Here is an 18,848-nt window from a genome sequence, read left to right as displayed (position 1 = left end):
GCGACGCTTATGCCGCGCTCATGCCGCTCATGCCGCTTCGCGCAGCTGGCTCGCGATGTCCGCTTCGTGCAGTTGCGGCGCGAACATCTCGATCAGACGGTACGCGTAGCCGCGCAGAAACGCGCCCTTGCGCAAGCCGACACGCGTCGTGCTCGCCTCGAACAGATGCTGCGTGTCGAGCGCGACGAGTTCCGTGTCGCGCTTCGGATCGAACGCCATCGCCGCGACGATGCCGATGCCCATGCCGAGCTCGACGTAGGTCTTGATCACGTCGGCGTCGATGGCCGTCAGCACGACGTCGGGCAGCGCGCCCGCCTTAGCGAATGCCTGGTCGATATGCGAGCGGCCCGTGAAGTCCTGGTCATACGTGACGATCGGGTACTCCGCGATCTCTTCGAGCGTCAGGTTCTCGCGGCCCACGAGCGGATGATCCTTCGGCACGACTACGACGTGATGCCACGAATAGCACGGGAACGTCAGGATGTCCGGATAACGGTCGAGCGCTTCCGTCGAAATGCCGATGTCCGCTTCGCCGTTGATGATCATCTGCGCGATCTGCTGCGGACTGCCCTGGCGCAGCGCGAGATGCACCTTCGGATAGACCTCGGTGAACTGGCGCACCACTTTCGGCAGCGCGTAGCGGGCCTGCGTGTGCGTCGTCGCGACGACGAGATGGCCGTTGTCCTGATCCGCGTATTGACGCGCGACGCGGCGCAGGTTCTCCGCATCGAGCAGCATCCGCTCGATCAGCTGATGCACGGCCTTGCCGGGTTCCGTGAGGCCCGTCAGGCGCTTGCCGCGCCGGATGAAAATGTCGACGCCCAGTTCGTCTTCGAGGTCCTTGATCTGCTTCGATACGCCCGACTGCGACGTGTACAGCACGTTCGCCACTTCCGTCAGGTTCATGTTCTGCCGCACGGCTTCGCGCACGAAACGCAATTGCTGGAAATTCATGTTGAAGTCTCCGGTTCAGCCAGAGTCAATGTGTTGTTAGCTGCATCATGGGAAATAAACGCACGAATCACTGCGCGGGAAACACGCGCAGCGCGCGCGGCACGGCCGTCGCGCGGTCGCCGACGGCCAGTTGCAGGGCACGCCATGCCTCGCGATCGAGTTCCGCTTCGAGCACATGGCCTTCGCGCGCTTCGAGCTCGACGCGCACCGAACCGCCCAGCGTCACCACGCGCCGCACGCCGACGACGATGCCCTCGCGATGCCCCGCCGACTGCGGATACAGCGCGAGATCGTGCGGACGCACATACGCGAAGGCCGGGCCCTGAAAATGCGCGTCGATCGCGATCGGCTGCGCGGCGCCATCGACGACGAAGCCCTTGCCGTCGACGCTGCCGTGCAGACGGTTCGCCGCGCCGAGAAACTCGTAGACGAACGACGTCTGCGGATGATCGTACACGTCTTGCGGGCTGCCGACCTGCTCGACGTGTCCGTGATTCAGCACGACGATGCGGTCCGCGACTTCGAGCGCCTCTTCCTGGTCATGCGTGACGAAGATCGTCGAGATATGCAGGTCGTCGTGCAGGCGCCGCAGCCAGCTGCGCAGTTCCTTGCGCACCTTTGCATCGAGCGCGCCGAACGGTTCGTCAAGCAAAAGCACGTTCGGCTCGACGGCCAGCGCGCGCGCCAGTGCGATCCGCTGCCGCTGCCCGCCCGACAGCTCCGACGGATAGCGTTGCGCGAGCCAGTCCAGCTGCACGAGCTTCAGCAGTTCGTGCACCTTCTCGCGAAGCGCGGCTTCCGAAGGGCGCTCCTTGCGTGGCTTCACGCGCAAACCGAAAGCGACGTTCTCGAACACGGTCATATGACGAAACAGCGCGTAGTGCTGGAACACGAAGCCGACATTGCGCTCGCGCGCGCCCACTTCCGCGACGTCCTGGCCTTGCAGCAGGACCTCGCCCGCGTCCGCGTATTCGAGGCCTGCGATCACGCGCAGCAGCGTGGTCTTGCCACAACCGGACGGCCCAAGCAGCGCGACAAGCTCGCCCGGCGGAAAGTCGAGCGAGACGTTGTCGAGCGCGGTGAAGTCGCCAAAGCGTTTTTGCAGATTGCGTACGGTGATGCCCATCTTCGACCACTCTCCTTACTGAACCGAATGTGCCGCCCGCTCGTGCGACGCCGCGCCGGAGGACTGAACGGGACCAGCCTGCGCGGGCACGTCGCGCGCGCTCGCCAGTTCCGCCGACAGATGACGCTCGGCGAGCAGCTTGAGTCCGAGCGTCACGAGCGCGAGCAATGCGAGCAGCGACGCCACGGCAAACGCCGCCGAAAAGTTGTATTCGTTGTAGAGAATCTCGACGTGCAGCGGCATCGTGTCCGTCTGCCCGCGAATGTGGCCCGACACCACCGACACCGCGCCGAACTCGCCCATCGCCCGCGCGTTGCACAGGATCACGCCATACAGCAGGCCCCATTTGACGTTCGGCAGCGTGACGCGCCGGAACATCTGCCAGCCCGACGCGCCGAGCACATGTGCCGCCTCTTCCTCGTCGTTGCCTTGCGCCTGCATCAACGGAATCAGCTCGCGCGCGACGAACGGGAACGTGACGAAGATCGTCGCGAGCACGATGCCGGGCACCGCGAAGATGATCTGCACGTCGTGATTCGCGAGCCACGGGCCGAACCAGCCTTGCGCGCCGAACATCAGCACATAGATCAAACCGGAGATCACGGGCGACACCGAGAACGGCAGATCGATCAGCGTAGTCAGCAGCGCCTTGCCGCGAAACTCGAACTTCGCGATGCACCACGACGCCGCGAGACCGAACGCGAGATTGAGCGGCACCGCGATCGCGGCCGTCAGCAGCGTGAGCTTGATCGCGGACACGGCATCGGGATCGGCGAGCGATTCGAAATAGAACGCGACGCCTTTGGCGAGCGCCTGATAGAACACCGCGACGAGCGGCATCACGAGAAAGAGCGTGAGAAACAGCAGCGCGATGCCCGTCAGTATCCATCGCACGGCGCGCGGCTCCGTCACCGGATCGGGACGGCGCGCGGCATTCGCATTGCCCACGGCCGCGCGCGAAATCACCGCGGGATTCCGGCTCATTGCGCACCTCCCGTCAGCGCAGCGGCATGCGTCGCCGCGCCCGGCACGGAAGGCGCCGTGCGCGCGCGGCTCATGCGCCGCTGCAGATACCATTGCAACGTGTTGATCAGCAGCAGCATCACGAACGACACCACCAGCATCACGACGGCGAGCGCCGTTGCGCCTGCGTAGTCGTATTGCTCGAGCTTCGTGATGATCAGCAGCGACGTGATCTCCGAGTTCATCGGCACGTTGCCCGCGATGAAGATCACCGAGCCGTATTCGCCGAGCGCGCGCGCGAATGCCAGCGCGAAGCCCGTCAGCAGCGCGGGAAACACGGCGGGCAACACGATGCGCCAGAACGTCAGCCAGCGCGATGCGCCCAGGCACGCGGCCGCCTCTTCCTGCTCGCGCTCGAACTCTTCGAGCACGGGTTGCACGGTGCGCACGACGAACGGCAAACCGATGAACGTCAGCGCGACGAGCACGCCGGCGGGCGTGAACGCGATCTTGATGCCGAGCGGTTCGAGAAACTGGCCGATCCAGCCGTTGCCCGAATAGATGGCCGCAAGCGAAATGCCGGCGACGGAGGTCGGCAGCGCGAACGGCAGATCGACGACGGCATCGACGATCCGCTTCAGCGGAAACCGGTAGCGCACCAGCACCCACGCGACGAGAAAGCCGAACACCGCGTTGATCAGCGCGCCGCCGAGCGCTGCGAAAAATGTCAGCCGGTACGAAGCAAGCACGCGCGGCGACGTGACCGCGCGCACGAAGTGGCTCCCGTCGAGCGTCGCCGTCTTGAGAAAAGTGGCCGCCAGCGGAATCAGCACCACGAGGCTCAGATACGCCACCGTGATACCGAGCGTCACGCCAAAGCCGGGAATCGCGCTCGGCTTGCGCAAGTTGAACGTCGTCATGCTCCATGCCCTTCAGGGTTATGCGTCGCGGTGCGTGGATGGCCCATGCCTCGCCCGCATATGTGCTACTCGTCTATTGCCGAAAGCGCGCCTCGCGGACGCGCCCCGTTCCAACATCGCTACAGGACGTCGATGCGCACTACGTCATTGCGGCTGGTAAATCGAATCGAACACGCCGCCGTCGGCAAAGTGCGTCTTCTGCGCATTCGCCCAGCCGCCGAACGAGTCGTCGACCGTGTACAGCTTCAGCTTCGGAAACTTCGCGGTCAGCGCGGCGGGCACCTTGTTCGAACGCGGACGATAGAAGTTCTTCGCGGCGATCTCCTGGCCTTCGTCGCTGTACAGGAAGTTCAGATACGCCTCAGCGAGCTTGCGCGTGCCGTGCTTGTCGACCACCTTGTCGACCACGGCCACGGGAGGCTCGGCCAGAATGCTCGCCGACGGCACCACGATCTCGAACTTGTCCGTGCCGAATTCCTTGACCGACAGGAACGCTTCGTTTTCCCAGGCGATCAGCACATCGCCGATGCCACGTTGCACGAAGCTCGTCGTCGCGCCGCGCGCGCCGGAGTCGAGCACGCCGGCGTTCCTATAGAGCTTCGTGACGAACTCTTTCGCCCTCTGATCGTTGCCGCCCGGCTGATGCGCCGCATACGCCCACGCGGCCAGATAGTTCCAGCGCGCGCCGCCCGAGGTCTTCGGATTCGGCGTCACGATCGACACGCCCGGCTTCACGAGATCGTCCCAGTCCTTGATGTGCTTCGGGTTGCCCTTGCGCACGAGAAACACGATCGTCGACGTGTACGGCGACGCGTTGTCGGGCAGGCGCTTCTGCCAGTTTTTGTCCACGATGCCCTTGGTGGCGAGCGCGTCGATGTCGTAGGCGAGCGCCAGCGTGACGACATCCGCCTGCAGGCCGTCGAGCACTGAGCGCGCCTGCGCGCCCGAGCCGCCGTGCGACTGCTTGAACGTGACCGATTCGCCCGTCTTCGCCTTCCATTCCTTGCCGAACGCCTGGTTGACGTCCTGATACAGCTCGCGGGTCGGGTCATACGACACGTTCAGCAGCGTCGTGTCGGCCTGCGCCTGCGAAATCATGCCGACAGCCGACGCCGCACCCAGCGCGAGCGCGGCGATGAACCGCTTCGCGCCGCCGCCTTTCGCCACGCGCGGCGTCGCGTGTGGCGCCTGCACCGTCGTCACCGCATCCGCGAACCCCGTATTCCGATTGCCCATCGACCTTCTCCGTCTTGTTGGTTTGATTTCGCTCGTCCGGCGCTTCCGCTGCCTGCCGAAATTCGCTGCTTCGCAAGCTGGAAGCGGCTTTGGCACGACTTCTGCGCTGTTGTTGCATCAGTGGAGGCCAGTCTATCGAAGGGCTTTCATCATTAAAAATAATGTTTCTTCATTTTTTAATATGCAAACGTGGTAAAGAACCGCTTGCCGTTCGCCCGGACGACAGGCGCGCTGTCAAAACGCCGATTTCCGGCGCTCGCACGTCACCCGTCGCGACGAACTTAAAGTAAAGCTTGAAATGCGCCGAATACTGTATAAAAATACAGTCACCTGTCTATCCATACAGTGGCGCCATGACCAAACTCACCGCACGACAGCAGCAGGTTTTCGATCTGATCCGCCGCGCCATCGAGCGCACGGGCTTTCCGCCCACCCGCGCCGAAATCGCGGCGGAACTCGGCTTCAGCTCTGCCAACTCGGCGGAAGAGCATCTGAGGGCATTGGCGCGCAAAGGCGTGATCGAACTGGCGGCAGGTGCGTCGCGCGGCATCCGGCTCATCGCGGGCTCGGACGACTCGCCGCATCAATTCACGCTGCCGCACGCGAGCATCATGCAGTTGTCGCTGCCGCTGATCGGCCGTGTCGCGGCGGGTAGCCCGATCCTCGCGCAAGAACATATTTCGCAGACCTTCACCTGCGACCCGGCGCTCTTCTCGAGCAAGCCCGACTACCTGCTGAAAGTGCGCGGCCTGTCGATGCGCGACGCCGGCATCTTCGACGGCGACCTGCTCGCGGTGCAGAAAAAGAGCGAAGCGAAAGATGGCCAGATCATCGTCGCGCGTCTGGGCGACGACGTGACCGTGAAGCGCCTGAAACGTCGTCCGAACGGCATCGAATTGATCGCCGAGAACCCCGATTACGAAAATATTTTTGTTCAGGCCGGCAGCGCGGAGTTCGCGCTCGAAGGCATCGCGGTCGGGCTGATCCGGCCGACGGAATTCTAATTATCTGAACACTGTCTGGAGAGACTCATGGACCGTCTTGCCCGCTTGCTGCCTTTTCGCCAGTTCGGCCGTCTGCGTCATCTGCGCAGCCTCGTCCCTTGCGAGCCGCTCGCCACGCTGGCGTCGAATGCCGCATCGAGCATCAAGGGCCGCACGGCATCGCTGTTCGATGAAGAACCTCAGCCGCTCCTGTCCGCGCAACCGGCGTTCGCGCGCGTGTCGCTGAACTCCGCGCTCAATGCGGAGCCCGCGAGGCGCGCGCCGGTGCGGGTCTATCACGGTCCGTCGCGCACGATCATGGTCGGCACGATGGAAGCCGTGTGCCGGATGATCGATCACGCGATTGCCGAGGAAGACAATCGTCTGGCGAGGCAAGCGGCTTGATGCGCGCAAGTGACGTTGTCGGGTAATCGCTCGCTGATGCATGACCATCGCGAGCTTCGTCGAAACGTCACTAGCGTACGGCGCTAAAACCGCAGAACACGCACTCGAACGTTCAACTTGCGGGATCGTTTTGACGCCGATCGGGTCCACATCAGATCGACACTGAAAACGGAGAGCCCGCTCAATGGCTGGTCTGGTACGCATGAAAGGCCGGGTAAGCCGACCGCTGCTGATCACGCTGATCGTGATCGTCATCGTCGCCGCGTTGGGCTTCACGTACGCGTCGCCGTATATCGCGCTCGACCGACTAAAACGTGCCGCCGATGCGCGCGACGTCGAAACTGTCAACGAGTACGTCGATTATCCGGCGCTGCGTGAAAGTCTGAAGCTGCAGGTGACGGGACTACTGACGCGCCGGCTCGATGTGCGGCACAACGGCAATCCGCTTGCCGCGATCGGCGCGATGATCGGCGTGGCGCTGATCGGTCCGCTCGTCGACGCGTATGCGACACCCGATGGCGTCGCGGCATTGCTCAACGGCATACCGCCGCGCGGCGAGCCGGGCGAGCGCCCGCCCCCGCCGCCCGCTGCGTCGTCCGCCGCGCCGCCCGACCATTCAGCGCAGCATCCCGCGCCGGGCTCAAGCGCAGCCAATAACGCAGCCAACAATGCAGCCAACGGCTCGCCCCCGCCTCAACCACCGGAAACCAGCGCGACCTATCGCGGTATCAACGAGTTCGTCGTCACGTATCGGCATGGCGTCGGCGATACGCGCTATTCCGCGATCTTCCGTCGCCAGGGACTTATCAACTGGAAGCTGTCAGCCGTCGATCTGAGCGGCTGACGCGCTGCAAGCGGCGCTTCAGGCTGCCGCTTGCGCCTCTTCGGCAGGCGACGAGCACGCAACGAGAATGCTGCACGACACGCGATCGAGCAGCGGCGTGTTGCCCGCGCCCATCCACCAGCGCGACAACCCCGTGCGGCAGCGATGCCCGACGACGACGAGATCGACGTGCAACTCGTCGGCGAGCGACGCGATTTCGTCGATGGGATGACCGAACGCGAAATGTCCCGTCGCCCGCACGCCGCGCTCCGTGAGCCAGTCGACGCCTTCCTGCAATATCTCGCGTGCCGTCTTCTCGAAGCTGCCGCATGCAACATCCGTCAGCAGGCCTGCGCTTTGCGCAATGCTCGAACGCATGTCCACGACCGACAGCAGATGCGTTTCCGCCTGCAGATCGAGCGCCAGATCCGCGCCGCAACGCAGCGCCTTGCGGCCTTCGCGCGAGCCGTCGTAGCACAGCAGAATCTTCTTGTAGCTCGCCATTTCGCTTCCCCCTTCCGCGACTATCGCGGTCTCTCGTGCATCATGGTGCGCCGCAATTCGACATGCAAGGGATGGAAAACGCTAAGTGCGTGGCAGCGCGCAGTCGGGCATGACGCGCCGCAAGATGGCAACGCGCCGCAAGCGATGCGTATCCGCGCGCCAAACGCGAAAAGCCCGATGCCCTAAAATAGGCAGCCAGCTTGCGCTTTGCACCACATCGTGCGGCGTTCGCGCACACACATGGAGCACTCGTCTTCGTATGTCTGAAGCTGCAATCGAGTTTCTTCGCGTCGAGAAGCGCTATGGCGGCAAAGCCGTCGTCGACGGCTTGTCGTTTCACGTACGCGCCGGCGAATGTTTCGGACTGCTGGGTCCCAATGGCGCAGGCAAGACGACGACGCTGCGCATGCTGCTCGGCATCGCCGCGCCCGACGCCGGCACGATCCGGCTATGCGGCGAACCGATTCCTGGCCGCTCGCGTTTTGCGCGCGCACGCGTCGGCGTCGTGCCGCAATTCGACAATCTCGATCCCGACTTCACGGTCCGCGAAAACCTGCTCGTCTTCGGCCGCTACTTCGGTCTGTCCTCCGCGAAGTGCCGAAAGATGGTGCCGCCGCTGCTCGAATTCGCGCGGCTGGAGAGCAAGGCGGATGCACGCGTCGGCGAACTGTCGGGCGGCATGAAGCGGCGTCTCACGCTCGCGCGCGCGCTCATCAACGATCCCGATGTGCTCATCATGGACGAGCCGACCACAGGCCTCGATCCGCAAGCGCGCCATCTGATCTGGGAGCGTCTGCGTTCGCTGCTCGGACGCGGCAAGACGATTCTGCTCACTACGCACTTCATGGAAGAGGCGGAGCGTCTGTGTCACCGGCTATGCGTGATCGAAGAAGGACGCAAGATCGCGGAAGGCGCGCCGAATGAACTGATTGCTTCCGAAATAGGCTGCGACGTGATCGAGGTGTACGGCCCCGATCCCATCGCACTGCGCGACGAACTGGCGCCGTTCTCGGTGCGCACGGAAATCAGCGGCGAGACGCTCTTCTGCTATGTCGACGATCCGCAGCCGGTCCACGCGCGACTGAAGCAGCGCGCGGGGCTGCGTTACCTGCACCGGCCGGCGAATCTCGAAGACGTGTTTTTGCGACTCACCGGCCGCGAGATGCAGGATTGACGCTCACGCACCAATCGCAACGTAACGCATAAGCAAGCGACACCACGACAATGGACGCACGTACGTACGACACCTCCGGACACACCGAGCCGACGCGCGGGCGCTTCCCCGCGTTACCGGCGAACGCCGTCAACTGGATCGCCGTGTGGCGGCGCAATTATCTCGTGTGGCGCAAGCTCGCGCTCGCGTCGATGTTCGGCAACCTCGCCGATCCGATGATCTATCTGTTCGGGCTCGGCTTCGGGCTCGGGCTGATGGTCGGGCATGTCGACGGCGTGTCGTACATCGCGTTTCTCGCGGCGGGCACGGTCGCGTCGAGCGTGATGATGTCGGCGAGCTTCGAATCGATGTATTCGGGCTTTTCGCGGATGCACGTGCAGCGCACGTGGGAGGCGATCATGCACACGCCGCTCACGCTCGGCGACATCGTGCTCGGCGAGGTCGTCTGGGCGGGCAGCAAGGCCGTGCTGTCCGGCGTCGCGATCATGCTGGTGGCGGGCGCGCTCGGTTACGCGAGCTTTCCGTCGATGCTGTTCGCGCTGCCCGTCATCGTGCTTGCGGGTCTCGCGTTCGCCAGCACCGCGATGATCGTGACAGCGCTCGCGCCGTCGTACGATTTCTTCATGTTTTATCAGACGCTGGTGTTGACGCCGATGCTGCTGCTATCGGGCGTGTTCTTTCCGCTCTCGCAGTTGCCGCCCGCCGCGCAACTGGCGGCGCAACTGCTGCCGCTCGAGCATGCGGTGGCCCTGATCCGGTCGGCGATGCTTGCGCGTCCGCTCGACGATGCCGCATTGCATGTGGCCGTGCTGGCCGCGTATGTGGTGGTGCCGTTCTGCGTGTCGGCCGTGCTGTTCCGCCGACGGATGATGCGCTGAGGGCGCCGCGCACAAGATATTCACCCGCGCGCGGCGCCCTCGGCAGATCGAATCAGATCACTCTTCGTCGTCCGACCACGGCACGTCGACGTCGGAGATGAATTCGACGGTCGCGAACGGGCCGCCTTCCTGACGTCCGATCTTGCCGTCCGCGCGATGCCACTCGACGCGAAACATCGTGCCCGGATCATCGGAGCGCAGGCGGATCGTGCGCAACTCTTCGGGGTCGGCTTCTTCGACGGGGCCATCGAGCGAGACCAGCAACGCCTGCGGCCACAGACCGTCGACGGGATCGTAAATCCGGTCGCCGTCGGGAATCGACGTGTGCGCCTCGACGCCGATCGTCGCCGATGCGTCGATGATCATCTTGCCCAGTGCACGCAGCACTGCCGTCGCGCGCGCCGAGTTGGCCTGACGGATGGCGAGATCCCCGCGCGTCAGCGCCTGCTCGAGTTTCGGATTGGTCTTTTGTTGGGCCATGCGATGTCCTGGATTGGCTGATTGGCGGTTCTTCACCGCGTTGCTGGTGCGCTGCAATGCGGCGCGATCTGCCGCACGAATTGCCACGCGATCTGCCGCACGAATTGCCACGCGATTTGCCACACGATCGACACGCGACTATCGCGCCGTTGCCGCACGTTGACGCGCATTGGCATGCTAGCCAGCTTCAAGGAACGCCATCGTACCACTCGGCGCGCGCCCTACGTGCTTTACCGTGCAGCAGAATGCGCGCCAGCTCGTCCCTGTTTCCCAGTTTAGGTCGAGATTCGGCACTACGACGACGGGTTTGGCGGCAAGCGATTCGTCAGAACCGCAATGCCACGGCCAGCAGCCCGCCGACGATGCCGAACCCGACCACCGAAACGGCCACGATCGTCAGCACGCGCGGACGGAACGAGCGCGCGAGCATCGCCAGCGACGGCACGCTGATGGGCGGCAGCGTCATCAGCAGCGCGCCGGCGGGGCCGACGCCCATGCCGAGCGACAGCATCGCCTGAATGATGGGTACTTCGCCCGCCGTCGGGATCACGAACAGCATGCCGGCGACGGCCAGCGCGACGATCCACACGAAGTCGTTGCCGATCTCCGGGCTGACATGCGGGAACAGCCACGCACGCGCCGCGCCGAGCAGCAGGACGAGCACGATGTATTCCGGCACGAGGCGCACGGCCATCCGCACGAAGATCGTGACCCAGCGGACGAACGGACTGCCCGAGCGCTGCTCGTCGACGAGCTCGATGAGGCGCGCGTCGGCCGCTTGCGCTTCGACGGGCGTGACGAGGCGGTTCACCAGATAGCCGAGCCCGAACACCATCGCCGCGCCGAGCACGATGCGCAGCCCTGTCCACTGCCAGCCGAGCACGAAGCCCATGAAGACGAGCGTCGCCGGATTCAGCACCGAGTTGCCGAGCCAGAACGCGATCGCGCCGCCCGGCGATGCCTGCCGCTCGCGCAATCCGGCGACGACGGGCGCCGCGCAGCACGTGCACATCATGCCGGGCAACGAGAGCAAGCCGCCTGCCGCGACGCTGCCGAACCCCGTCTTGCCGAGCAGGCGCGCGACCCAGTGCGCGGGCAACAACGCCTGCACGGCCGAGCCGAGCAACAGGCCGAGCACCATCGCCTGCCAGATCGCCTTGCCGTAGGCGAGCGCGTAGCCAAGCGCGGCGTGCCACGACGGCGCGGGCGGGCTCGTCGCGCTGCCCATCAGGATCGACGCGCCGATCGAATGCGTCGAAGCCGCGGTGAACGCGCGGTTGTAATACGGAAACCATTTGACGTAGAAAAGCCCGGCAATGGCGAGCAGCACGAAAATCGGCCAGGTCGAGGTGGCGATCGAAGTGGTGGAGCGCGAGGTATTCATCGTCGTGGTCGGTTCGCTTGGATTTCGCTTGAATGTCGCGCCGTTGCCTGTCCGTTCGGCGCATGCAAGGTCAGCATCGTGCATTGTATGCCCCACGCGGCCCATGCACAGGAATGGGTGCGCGGGGTCGCGCACGTCACGCGGAGCGCGTAGGTGGCTGACTGGCTGTCGAACGGAGGTCGGATGCGGCGGCCGGTGTGACGGCCGGAGTCGCGAAAGCGCCTGAAAGCGCTCGAAAATGTGTAAGCGCGCTATCCTACGCGAGTTTGCACGGCGATGTGCCGGCGCATGTGTCTTGTCAGGAAACATTGCCGCGCGCGTTGCCCTTTGCACTTGCCATGCGGTCGCCCGATGAGCGCGCCGCGGCACGCATGCCGCGGTGCACTAAACGAAGCGAAGCGAAGCGCTCAGGGCGCCGGATTCGGCTGCAGTTCGTGCAGCGCGTCGATCTCGGCGAGCGCTTCGGGCGACAGCTTCACATCGACGCTCGCGATGTTCTCCTTCAGCTGATCGAGCGACGTCGCGCCGATCAGATTGCTCGTCACGAACGGCCGGCTGTTGACGAACGCGAGCGCGAATTGCGCGGGCGACAGGCCGTGGCGCTTCGCCAGCTCGACGTAACGCGACGTCGCCTGGATGGCTTGCGGCTTGCTATAGCGCTGGAAGCGCTCGAACAGCGAGATGCGCGCGCCCGCAGGACGCGCGCCGCCTTCGTACTTGCCCGACAGCCAGCCGAACGCGAGTGGCGAATACGCGAGCAGACCGACATGCTCGCGATGCGAGAACTCCGAAAGCCCCGCCTCGAACGTGCGGTTCAGCAGGCTGTACGGATTCTGGATCGATACGATGCGCGGCAAGCCGAGCTTCTCCGACGCGCGCAGGAACTGCGCGACGCCCCATGGCGTTTCGTTCGACACACCGATGTGACGCACCTTGCCTTCCTTCACGAAGTCGGCGAGCACGGAAAGCGTCTCTTCGATGGGCACGGTGTACGCATCGTCGATCCACGGATACGCGGGGCGGCCGAACGTCATCGTGCTGCGATCGGGCCAGTGCAGCTGATACAGGTCGACGTAGTCCGTTTGCAGGCGCTTGAGGCTGTCGTGCAGCGCCTCGGTGAGATTCTTGCGATCGAACTGGTTGCCCTCGCCGCGAATGTGACGCGGGTTGTGCGGCTGGCGCGCGGGGCCGGCGATCTTCGTCGCGAGCACGATCCTGTCGCGCGCGCTGCGATGCTGCGCGATCCATGTGCCGATGTAGCGCTCCGTCGAGCCCTGCGTTTCAGCGCGCGGCGGCACGGGGTACATTTCGGCGGTGTCGATCAGCGTGATGCCCTGGTCGAGCGCATAGTCGATCTGCGCGTGCGCGTCGCGTTCCGTGTTCTGCTCGCCCCACGTCATCGTGCCGAGACCGATCAGGCTGACCTGCACATCCGTATCGCCGAGTCTGCGGTATTCCATCGAACTGTTCCCCTCTTCCTTTAATGCTGGTCTTGTCGGATGACAAAACGGCAAGGGGCGAAATTACCACGTCCGCGCAAAACGCGTGCGTGGCTAGAATGTCGGTTGGCCGCGGCGCGATGCGGCCGGTTTCGATGCGCTTACAACCTTCGGAGTGTCATGTCGATGTCAGATGCGCCGACTGCGCGATCCGGCCGTGCGGATAGCCGGCAGTCGCTGATCGTCACGCTCGTCGCCGCGGCGTTCTTCATGGAGAACCTCGACGGCACGATCATCGCCACCGCGTTGCCGCAGATGGCGCGCTCGTTTGGCGTGCATGCCGTCGATCTGTCGATCGGCATCACATCGTATCTGCTGACGCTCGCCGTGTTCATTCCGATCAGCGGCTGGGCCGCCGACCGCTTCGGCGTGCGCAACGTGTTCACGGCGGCGCTCGCGGTGTTCACGGCGGCGTCCGTCGTGTGCGGGATGACCAACGGGCTCGTCGAATTCACGGGGGCGCGCATCGTGCAAGGCATCGGCGGCGCGATGATGGTGCCTGTCGGACGTCTCGCCGTTTTGCGCGCGACGCCCAAAGACGATCTGATGCGCGCGATTTCGATCATCACGTGGCCGGGGCTCGTCGCGCCCGTCATCGGACCGCCGCTCGGCGGCTTCATCACGACTTACTCGTCGTGGCGCTGGATCTTCTATCTGAATCTGCCGCTCGGCATCGTCGGCATCGTGCTCGCGTGGCGCTTCATCGGCGCGCGGCGCGACACGCAGAAGCGCCCGTTCGACAGCGCCGGCTTCGTGCTGTGCGGCACGTCGGGCACGGCCGTCATGTACGCGATGGAACTGCTCGGCCGCTCGGACGGGCCGTGGCGCGAAGCACTCACGTTTCTCGCGGGCGGCCTCGCGGCGGGCGCGGCCGCACTGCTTCATCTGCGCCGCAGTCCGCATCCCGTCGTCGATCTGTCGGCGTTTCGCGTGAAGACGTTCGCCGTCGCGATGGGCGGCGGATCGCTCTTTCGCGTGTCGATCAGCGCGGTGCCGTTTCTGCTGCCGCTGATGTTTCAGTTGGGCTTCGGGATGAATGCGTTCCAGTCGGGCCTGCTGACGCTCGTGGTATTCGCGGGAAATCTGTCGATGAAGCTCGTGACGACGCCCGTGATGCGGCGCTTCGGTTTTCGGCAGGTGCTGCTCGTCAATGGCGCGCTCGCGGCGCTGAGCATCGCGGCGATGAGTTTGCTGACGGCCTCGACGCCTCTCGTGCTGACGGGTATCGTGCTGTTCGCGAGCGGCCTGTCACGCTCGCTGCAGTTCACGGCCGTCAATACGCTCAGCTTCGCCGATGTGCCGAAGCCGCAGATGAGCGGCGCGTCGACGCTATCGAGCACGCTCACGCAGATGACGATGGGCATGGGCGTCGCGCTCGGCGCGATCGCGATGCGGCTCGCCGCGTGGCTGCATGGACACGACACACGGTCGGTGACGGCGGCCGATTTCAGCGTCGCGTTCCTGCTGGTGGCCGTCGTCGGGCTGTTCGCAATTCTCGATGTGTTCGGTCTCGAGCGCGATGCGGGCGCGCATGTCAGCGGGCATCGGCGGAAGCGGACGTAAGCGGTGTGCTTTATCTTTATCTTTATCTTTATCTTTGTTTGAATGCGATTTGGCGATGAATGTCGAACAGTTTGAATTGCTTGTGACGCGTGTGATGCCGTATGGCAAATACAAAGGGCGCGTGATCGCCGATCTGCCGGGACATTACCTCAACTGGTTCGCACGCGAAGGATTTCCGCCCGACGAAATCGGGCGGCTACTCGCGTTGATGCATGAAATCGATCACAACGGCTTGAAGAGCTTGCTGGAGCCGTTGAGGAAGAAGTGAATTGCGCTCGCACTTGTGAAGAGCGCTGAATCGTTCGATGCGCTGAATCGAATGCGACGGGCCCCGAAAACCATGAACCCCAAAACAAAAACGGCACCGCGATTTTCGCCGTGCCGTTTCTCGATGCCGCTGAATTCTCTGGGGTGGCTGATGGGACTCGAACCCACGACGACAGGAATCACAATCCTGGACTCTACCAACTGAGCTACAGCCACCACTGCCCTACACCTCCGTCGCTTGCCGAAGAACGCCGCTCAGCAACGAAGAAGCGAGATTATACAAACACGAATCGTATTTGCAAAGCCCTTTATTCAAACATTTCGCTTGGCTCGCGCAAATGCTGTCGCGCCTCGTCAAAAATCGCAAGATCGCGCGCCGCCAGCTTTTTGCTGTCCGATAACACGCGCCGCCATCCACGCGAACCCGCGACGCCGCGATACAGCCCCAGCGCGTGACGCACGATCGCGCCGGGATACGTGCCGCGCGCAAGCTCGGCGCGGCAGTATTCGATCAGCTTCGCTTCCGCTTCCTCGCGTGTCGGCGCAGGTTGCGTCGAGCCGTAGAAACGCGCGTCGACGTCCGCGAGCACGTACGGGTTGTGATACGCCTCACGCCCCAGCATCACGCCATCGACGTGCTGTAGATGCGCGTCGACTTCGTCGAGCGTCTTGATGCCGCCGTTGATGATGATCTCGAGTTGCGGAAAGTCCCGCTTCAACCGATGCGCGTAGTCATATTTGAGCGGCGGAATCTCACGATTCTCTTTCGGGCTCAGCCCTTTGAGGATCGCATTGCGCGCGTGCACGATGAACACGTCGCAGCCGGCCTCGGCAATCGTGCCGACGAAGTCGCGCACGAACGCGTAGTCGTCCACCGCATCGACGCCGATCCGGTGCTTCACCGTCACGGGCACCGACACCACATCGCGCATCGCTTTCACGCAATCGGCGACGAGTTGCGGCTCGTTCATCAGACACGCACCGAATGCGCCGCGCTGCACGCGTTCCGACGGGCAGCCGCAATTCAGATTGATCTCGTCGTAGCCCCATTGCTCGCCGAGCTTCGCCGAGCGCGCCAGATCGTCAGGCTCGCTGCCGCCGAGCTGTAACGCGACGGGCGCCTCGTCGGCCGTAAACGCCAGATGGCGCTCGATGTCGCCGTGAATCAGCGCCCCCGTCGTCACCATCTCCGTATACAGCCAGGTGTGCCGCGACAGCGTGCGGTGAAACGAGCGGCAGTGGCGATCGGTCCAGTCCATCATCGGCGCGACGGACACGCGGCGGGGACTGTCAGTGGGCTTCGATGACATGGAGTGCAAGACAGAACGAAAACGACGAAGGAAACGCGAAGAAAAAATACGAACGACAAACGCGCAAGAAGCAAACCGCTCATTTTACCGCAAGCCGCCCTCCCGCCCCTTGTTCTGCGTCGCAACAACCCCGGAAGCCCATGATTTACATGAGGTTTTCCTGAACGGTAAGGCTGGTTTATCAGGGCGCATACACGCGAAATCCCCGCCGGACGGGCGTCTCAGCATTGTTCCTGATCGAAGAATAGTAATTTCAAATTATCGGCACAAAGAATTGATAGTAGGGGTATACACTGCTTTCCATCGACGTTGCGAACAGACCCAGGCACCACGCAACGTCTTACTGAATCAAATATGACGGAGAGTTCACCATGAAGACCAAGCTTATCGCCGCAGTTCTGATCGCCGCTTCCGCCACGCTGGCTGCCCCCGCTTTCGCAAGCGGCTACGGTCCGGCTCCGCATTACAACCCGACGGCCGGCGCGCCCGCTTCGCAGCAAGGCCAGAGCGCACAGACGCTGGCAGCGGAACAGGCACAGCAAGCCAACGTCGCTTATGGCGGCGTGCAAAACGGTTCGTCGCAAGGCGGCAAGCATGAGCCGCAAACGGGCCCGGGCTCGGTGTTCTTCGGCCACTAAGCCGAAGCTGAGTCGACAACTGGTTTCGTAGCAGGCAGTACCACGCAGCACAGGTAGTACGCAGTTCTGGCAGTACCCGGTAGTGTTGTAGTGCAGTTCCAGAAGTGGCAGTACCGCAGTCGAAGCAGTCAAGAAGTACCGTTGATGGTATCGATGGACGTACCACGCAGTTGCCGTACCCTGGAAGTACCACGCAGTCTGTTGTTGCAGGTGCAGTCGAGCCGGATGTTCTCCACGGAGCATCCGGCTTTCTTTTTGCGCGCTCGAATGCGATGCCTGAGGCTCATCCGCCCGCGGCAAGCAGCTCGGTATTGATCGCTTCGCGCGCCGCCTGAAAGCCCGCTTCGGCGGCGGCGTGCTCCGTCGGCCAGAAGCGGTCGATGTGCACGAGCCGCCAGTCCAGCATCACCACATCGTCCTTGAGCACGCGAAAATGCGCCTTCACGCCCGTCAGCACCTGCTCGACGGCGACCTCCATGTCGAAATCCTTGTAGCGTTCCTGGTAGTCGCCCATGTCGATGCCCTTCGGCTCCATCGCGCCTCCCTTTGTCCGCTTTGTCCGCTTTGTCCGCTTTGTCCGCTTTGTCCGCTTTGTCCGCTGTGTCCGCTGTGTTGTTTCGTCGCCGTGTGCCGCTCAGTCGCAATCGCCGGACAGGTACTTTCTGCCGTCGCAAGTGATTTCGACGCCCGCGCCCTTCGACGATTTCGCCACCAGCCCCGCACCCAGCAGTTCCTTCTCGACGACGGGCTCGACGGCAGGCGGTGGCTGCCCCGTCCCGACATCGTTCAGTTGCCGCAAGGTATCGATTGCATCCGCACTCAGGGACTTCGTCATCGCAGCCTCCGCACGCGCTGGCGGCGCACCGCCCGACTGGCGACGCGCCCTTCGACGCTCAATTCATCGCTGAATTCATGCTAGCACTTCCAGCCGGGATTGCAGGATGCGAAGTGGCGTTCGGAAATGGATGCAAAGGGGCCGAAACCCGCGCAAATACGCAGAATTTCCACGCAGGAGCGCGGTCTACAAGAGAACGGCACACTCCGCGCGCAGGCTGGAACGCGCGTCGCCACGGAGCCGAAAAGAAACAGCATGGAGAACACGATGATTCACACGATCAACACGCTCAGGCCATTCGGGCGAAAGATATGGGCGAGAATCGGCGCGGCCGTCTTGCTCGCGGCGTCCGCAGGCGTCGCGGCGACGGCGCTCGCGCAGAACCCGGCGTCCGAATCCAGCGCGCCGATGGTGAAGCCCCCGCCCCCGGCGGCGTCGGGCACCGCGAGCGCGACCAATCCCGACAACATGCCCGTCAAGAAGCCACGCAAGCCGACCAATGACAAGATGATGCACAACCCGCCCGCCAGCGCGACGAACGCAAGATAGCGCAGCGTCACGCGTCACGCGTCGCCGGCGCGGGAAGCGCGGACGGCGCGCGTCGCCGGCGCGCACGAGGCGCTCGCCGGGCGACGCCGATCACACGCTCGAGCGTTCACAACCTGGCGAGCGACACCTCCGTCGACTTCACGAGCGCGACGACTTCCGCACCGACTTTCAGTTCGAGCTCGTCGATCGAGCGCGTCGTGATCACCGACGTGACGACGCCGAACGGCGTGTCGACGTCGACTTCCGACACGACGGGTCCCCGGATGATCTCCTTCACTTTGCCTTTGAACTGGTTACGTACGTTGATGGCGGAAATGCTCATGTCGGATGGCTCCGTGAGTGGATAAAGAGGTTTCG

General features: G+C 63.8%; 22 protein-coding genes and 1 tRNA gene. 9 read left to right on the top strand and 14 right to left on the bottom strand.

The window, feature by feature from the left end:
- Nucleotides 1–27: 27 nt before the first annotated feature.
- The 5 genes from AB4Y32_RS23565 to AB4Y32_RS23545 form a co-directional block, all read right to left on the bottom strand.
- The gene (locus tag AB4Y32_RS23565) at nt 28–954 is read right to left on the bottom strand and encodes a CysB family HTH-type transcriptional regulator (protein ID WP_368723652.1); all 927 of its coding nucleotides are present in this window, start codon (nt 952–954) and stop codon (nt 28–30) included.
- Between the two features lie 67 nt (nt 955–1,021).
- Nucleotides 1,022–2,080 (bottom strand): sulfate/molybdate ABC transporter ATP-binding protein, encoded by a 1,059-nt coding sequence (locus AB4Y32_RS23560; protein ID WP_368723651.1) that lies wholly within the window; start codon nt 2,078–2,080, stop codon nt 1,022–1,024.
- Between the two features lie 15 nt (nt 2,081–2,095).
- A complete protein-coding gene (gene cysW / locus AB4Y32_RS23555; protein ID WP_368723650.1) occupies nt 2,096–3,064 on the bottom strand; it encodes a sulfate ABC transporter permease subunit CysW in 969 nt (322 codons plus the stop codon).
- Entirely contained in the window at nt 3,061–3,963 is a 903-nt protein-coding gene (cysT, locus tag AB4Y32_RS23550; RefSeq protein ID WP_368723649.1) for a sulfate ABC transporter permease subunit CysT, read from the bottom strand. The genes cysW and cysT overlap by 4 nt, the downstream gene beginning before the upstream one ends.
- A 144-nt stretch (nt 3,964–4,107) precedes the next feature.
- Complete coding sequence (locus AB4Y32_RS23545) at nt 4,108–5,199, bottom strand: sulfate ABC transporter substrate-binding protein (RefSeq protein WP_368723648.1); 1,092 nt, start codon at nt 5,197–5,199, stop codon at nt 4,108–4,110.
- 353 nt (nt 5,200–5,552) lie between these two features.
- Here AB4Y32_RS23545 and lexA point away from each other — a divergent pair, with 353 nt between their 5' ends.
- From lexA to AB4Y32_RS23530, 3 genes are all read left to right on the top strand, one after another.
- A complete protein-coding gene (lexA, locus tag AB4Y32_RS23540) occupies nt 5,553–6,203 on the top strand; it encodes a transcriptional repressor LexA (RefSeq protein ID WP_087735852.1) in 651 nt (216 codons plus the stop codon).
- 27 nt (nt 6,204–6,230) lie between these two features.
- Complete coding sequence (locus tag AB4Y32_RS23535; RefSeq protein ID WP_368723647.1) at nt 6,231–6,587, top strand: hypothetical protein; 357 nt, start codon at nt 6,231–6,233, stop codon at nt 6,585–6,587.
- 184 nt (nt 6,588–6,771) lie between these two features.
- Nucleotides 6,772–7,431: a DUF2939 domain-containing protein gene (locus AB4Y32_RS23530; RefSeq protein ID WP_368723646.1), complete on the top strand. Its 660-nt coding sequence runs from the start codon at nt 6,772–6,774 to the stop codon at nt 7,429–7,431.
- Between the two features lie 18 nt (nt 7,432–7,449).
- Here the strand turns inward: AB4Y32_RS23530 and AB4Y32_RS23525 are convergent, their stop codons facing one another.
- The gene (locus tag AB4Y32_RS23525) at nt 7,450–7,914 is read right to left on the bottom strand and encodes a universal stress protein (RefSeq protein WP_368723645.1); all 465 of its coding nucleotides are present in this window, start codon (nt 7,912–7,914) and stop codon (nt 7,450–7,452) included.
- A 187-nt stretch (nt 7,915–8,101) separates the two neighbouring features.
- On the opposite strand from AB4Y32_RS23525, the gene nodI reads away from it, so the two are divergent.
- Together nodI and AB4Y32_RS23515 are read left to right on the top strand one after the other, a co-directional pair.
- Entirely contained in the window at nt 8,102–9,088 is a 987-nt protein-coding gene (gene nodI / locus AB4Y32_RS23520; RefSeq protein ID WP_368723749.1) for a nodulation factor ABC transporter ATP-binding protein NodI, read from the top strand.
- Nucleotides 9,089–9,138: 50 nt separating this feature from the next.
- Nucleotides 9,139–9,966, top strand: a complete 828-nt coding sequence (locus AB4Y32_RS23515) for an ABC transporter permease (protein WP_368723644.1) — start codon at nt 9,139–9,141, stop codon at nt 9,964–9,966.
- Nucleotides 9,967–10,023: 57 nt separating this feature from the next.
- On the opposite strand, the gene AB4Y32_RS23510 is transcribed toward AB4Y32_RS23515, so the two are convergent.
- From AB4Y32_RS23510 to AB4Y32_RS23500, 3 genes are all read right to left on the bottom strand, one after another.
- Complete coding sequence (locus tag AB4Y32_RS23510) at nt 10,024–10,446, bottom strand: hypothetical protein (protein WP_152759728.1); 423 nt, start codon at nt 10,444–10,446, stop codon at nt 10,024–10,026.
- A gap of 325 nt (nt 10,447–10,771) precedes the next feature.
- Nucleotides 10,772–11,830 carry a permease gene (locus AB4Y32_RS23505; RefSeq protein WP_368723643.1) on the bottom strand — a complete coding sequence of 353 codons (1,059 nt, stop codon included), beginning with the start codon at nt 11,828–11,830 and terminating at the stop codon, nt 10,772–10,774.
- Between the two features lie 407 nt (nt 11,831–12,237).
- On the bottom strand, nt 12,238–13,290 hold the full coding sequence (locus tag AB4Y32_RS23500) for an NADP(H)-dependent aldo-keto reductase (protein WP_368723642.1): 1,053 nt from the start codon (nt 13,288–13,290) through the stop codon (nt 12,238–12,240).
- 159 nt (nt 13,291–13,449) lie between these two features.
- Between AB4Y32_RS23500 and AB4Y32_RS23495 the strand changes: the two genes are divergently transcribed.
- Entirely contained in the window at nt 13,450–14,892 is a 1,443-nt protein-coding gene (locus tag AB4Y32_RS23495; protein WP_368723641.1) for an MFS transporter, read from the top strand.
- 55 nt (nt 14,893–14,947) lie between these two features.
- Nucleotides 14,948–15,160 carry a DUF3820 family protein gene (locus tag AB4Y32_RS23490; protein ID WP_368723640.1) on the top strand — a complete coding sequence of 71 codons (213 nt, stop codon included), beginning with the start codon at nt 14,948–14,950 and terminating at the stop codon, nt 15,158–15,160.
- 139 nt (nt 15,161–15,299) lie between these two features.
- Here the strand turns inward: AB4Y32_RS23490 and AB4Y32_RS23485 are convergent.
- A tRNA-His gene (locus tag AB4Y32_RS23485) sits at nt 15,300–15,375 on the bottom strand.
- Nucleotides 15,376–15,467: 92 nt separating this feature from the next.
- Nucleotides 15,468–16,469: a tRNA dihydrouridine(20/20a) synthase DusA gene (dusA, locus tag AB4Y32_RS23480; protein ID WP_368723639.1), complete on the bottom strand. Its 1,002-nt coding sequence runs from the start codon at nt 16,467–16,469 to the stop codon at nt 15,468–15,470.
- A 371-nt stretch (nt 16,470–16,840) separates the two neighbouring features.
- Between dusA and AB4Y32_RS23475 the strand changes: the two genes are divergently transcribed.
- Complete coding sequence (locus tag AB4Y32_RS23475) at nt 16,841–17,107, top strand: hypothetical protein (RefSeq protein WP_087739188.1); 267 nt, start codon at nt 16,841–16,843, stop codon at nt 17,105–17,107.
- A gap of 283 nt (nt 17,108–17,390) precedes the next feature.
- On the opposite strand, the gene AB4Y32_RS23470 is transcribed toward AB4Y32_RS23475, so the two are convergent.
- Together AB4Y32_RS23470 and AB4Y32_RS23465 are read right to left on the bottom strand one after the other, a co-directional pair.
- Nucleotides 17,391–17,642: a hypothetical protein gene (locus AB4Y32_RS23470; protein WP_368723638.1), complete on the bottom strand. Its 252-nt coding sequence runs from the start codon at nt 17,640–17,642 to the stop codon at nt 17,391–17,393.
- Between the two features lie 99 nt (nt 17,643–17,741).
- Nucleotides 17,742–17,942 (bottom strand): hypothetical protein, encoded by a 201-nt coding sequence (locus AB4Y32_RS23465; RefSeq protein WP_368723637.1) that lies wholly within the window; start codon nt 17,940–17,942, stop codon nt 17,742–17,744.
- Between the two features lie 267 nt (nt 17,943–18,209).
- Here AB4Y32_RS23465 and AB4Y32_RS23460 point away from each other — a divergent pair, with 267 nt between their 5' ends.
- Nucleotides 18,210–18,491 (top strand): hypothetical protein, encoded by a 282-nt coding sequence (locus AB4Y32_RS23460; RefSeq protein ID WP_368723636.1) that lies wholly within the window; start codon nt 18,210–18,212, stop codon nt 18,489–18,491.
- A gap of 106 nt (nt 18,492–18,597) precedes the next feature.
- Here AB4Y32_RS23460 and AB4Y32_RS23455 read toward each other — a convergent pair whose 3' ends face one another.
- Nucleotides 18,598–18,813, bottom strand: a complete 216-nt coding sequence (locus tag AB4Y32_RS23455) for a TOBE domain-containing protein (protein WP_087739191.1) — start codon at nt 18,811–18,813, stop codon at nt 18,598–18,600.
- Nucleotides 18,814–18,848: the final 35 nt, after the last annotated feature.

The organism is Paraburkholderia phymatum (assembly GCF_040965635.1).
GTDB classification, from domain to species: domain Bacteria; phylum Pseudomonadota; class Gammaproteobacteria; order Burkholderiales; family Burkholderiaceae; genus Paraburkholderia; species Paraburkholderia phymatum_B.
Note: the sequence above shows the minus strand (reverse complement) of the source record. Positions and strands in the feature narration are given on the sequence as shown.

What these genes read in the sequence shown, in the direction of transcription:
- AB4Y32_RS23565 (WP_368723652.1), bottom strand. Translation starts at nt 954, where the DNA reads ATGAATTTCCAGCAATTGCGTTTCGTGCGCGAAGCCGTGCGGCAGAAC.
- AB4Y32_RS23560 (WP_368723651.1), bottom strand. Translation starts at nt 2,080, where the DNA reads ATGGGCATCACCGTACGCAATCTGCAAAAACGCTTTGGCGACTTCACC.
- cysW (WP_368723650.1), bottom strand. Translation starts at nt 3,064, where the DNA reads ATGAGCCGGAATCCCGCGGTGATTTCGCGCGCGGCCGTGGGCAATGCG.
- cysT (WP_368723649.1), bottom strand. Translation starts at nt 3,963, where the DNA reads ATGACGACGTTCAACTTGCGCAAGCCGAGCGCGATTCCCGGCTTTGGC.
- AB4Y32_RS23545 (WP_368723648.1), bottom strand. Translation starts at nt 5,199, where the DNA reads ATGGGCAATCGGAATACGGGGTTCGCGGATGCGGTGACGACGGTGCAG.
- lexA (WP_087735852.1), top strand. Translation starts at nt 5,553, where the DNA reads ATGACCAAACTCACCGCACGACAGCAGCAGGTTTTCGATCTGATCCGC.
- AB4Y32_RS23535 (WP_368723647.1), top strand. Translation starts at nt 6,231, where the DNA reads ATGGACCGTCTTGCCCGCTTGCTGCCTTTTCGCCAGTTCGGCCGTCTG.
- AB4Y32_RS23530 (WP_368723646.1), top strand. Translation starts at nt 6,772, where the DNA reads ATGGCTGGTCTGGTACGCATGAAAGGCCGGGTAAGCCGACCGCTGCTG.
- AB4Y32_RS23525 (WP_368723645.1), bottom strand. Translation starts at nt 7,914, where the DNA reads ATGGCGAGCTACAAGAAGATTCTGCTGTGCTACGACGGCTCGCGCGAA.
- AB4Y32_RS23515 (WP_368723644.1), top strand. Translation starts at nt 9,139, where the DNA reads ATGGACGCACGTACGTACGACACCTCCGGACACACCGAGCCGACGCGC.
- AB4Y32_RS23510 (WP_152759728.1), bottom strand. Translation starts at nt 10,446, where the DNA reads ATGGCCCAACAAAAGACCAATCCGAAACTCGAGCAGGCGCTGACGCGC.
- AB4Y32_RS23505 (WP_368723643.1), bottom strand. Translation starts at nt 11,830, where the DNA reads ATGAATACCTCGCGCTCCACCACTTCGATCGCCACCTCGACCTGGCCG.
- AB4Y32_RS23500 (WP_368723642.1), bottom strand. Translation starts at nt 13,290, where the DNA reads ATGGAATACCGCAGACTCGGCGATACGGATGTGCAGGTCAGCCTGATC.
- AB4Y32_RS23495 (WP_368723641.1), top strand. Translation starts at nt 13,450, where the DNA reads ATGTCGATGTCAGATGCGCCGACTGCGCGATCCGGCCGTGCGGATAGC.
- AB4Y32_RS23490 (WP_368723640.1), top strand. Translation starts at nt 14,948, where the DNA reads ATGAATGTCGAACAGTTTGAATTGCTTGTGACGCGTGTGATGCCGTAT.
- dusA (WP_368723639.1), bottom strand. Translation starts at nt 16,469, where the DNA reads ATGTCATCGAAGCCCACTGACAGTCCCCGCCGCGTGTCCGTCGCGCCG.
- AB4Y32_RS23475 (WP_087739188.1), top strand. Translation starts at nt 16,841, where the DNA reads ATGAAGACCAAGCTTATCGCCGCAGTTCTGATCGCCGCTTCCGCCACG.
- AB4Y32_RS23470 (WP_368723638.1), bottom strand. Translation starts at nt 17,642, where the DNA reads ATGGAGCCGAAGGGCATCGACATGGGCGACTACCAGGAACGCTACAAG.
- AB4Y32_RS23465 (WP_368723637.1), bottom strand. Translation starts at nt 17,942, where the DNA reads ATGACGAAGTCCCTGAGTGCGGATGCAATCGATACCTTGCGGCAACTG.
- AB4Y32_RS23460 (WP_368723636.1), top strand. Translation starts at nt 18,210, where the DNA reads ATGATTCACACGATCAACACGCTCAGGCCATTCGGGCGAAAGATATGG.
- AB4Y32_RS23455 (WP_087739191.1), bottom strand. Translation starts at nt 18,813, where the DNA reads ATGAGCATTTCCGCCATCAACGTACGTAACCAGTTCAAAGGCAAAGTG.